Source organism: Prevotella sp. ICM33, assembly GCF_000517825.1.
Taxonomy (GTDB): domain Bacteria; phylum Bacteroidota; class Bacteroidia; order Bacteroidales; family Bacteroidaceae; genus Prevotella; species Prevotella melaninogenica.
Genome location: NZ_JACD01000084.1, coordinates 1 through 603, shown reverse-complemented (window position 1 = coordinate 603; position 603 = coordinate 1). Strand labels below are relative to the sequence as shown.

General features: G+C 35.2%; 1 protein-coding gene. It reads right to left on the bottom strand.

The window, feature by feature from the left end:
• The coding region (locus HMPREF1505_RS10360; RefSeq protein ID WP_036925171.1) for a hypothetical protein at positions 1-490 on the bottom strand (490 nt) is incomplete at its 3' end.
• Positions 491-603 lie beyond the last annotated feature (113 nt).

Sequence of the window (603 nt, the reverse complement as noted above, 5' to 3'; positions counted from 1 at the left end):
GGATAGACTCGTCTACGCCAATATCCTTCAATACTGGCACAGGGTTCTCCTTTGTTCCATACTCGGGATTATTCATATCATCCCAGTTGACAGTCAAGATAACCTTCCGTCCATAAGGCCAATACATCTGACTCGTATCAACAAAGTACATTATACTAAGATACTTCTTATATTCTACAGAGAAAAAGGGAATATACCATCCACTTGGATTCGCAAAATAATTATTAACCATTCTTGTTCTAAAGGTTTCCACCGTCTTGACATCTTCGTCTTGATTCTTAAGATAACACTTTGACTTCTCTTCAGGCATTGCAACCTCTATGTCATAAGAATTATTCATATAATCTTCGTAATACTGTTCTGCATCATCGTTATACTTATTTGAATAATAAAATATAGCGATAAGGAAACACAGCAAAGGAAAAAAGACTGCTGTACCTAAGATTTGACCTAAGGTGACCATTGGAATATATTTAAAGATATTTTTCATAACTAATGTGCTTGGATTTTCATTCTCCCCTACTTGCTGATACAATTCCCACTCATTGCAGAATAACCTTACTCTTTATTCTTGAATCGTCTTTTAAACTCACTTTTGGGCAT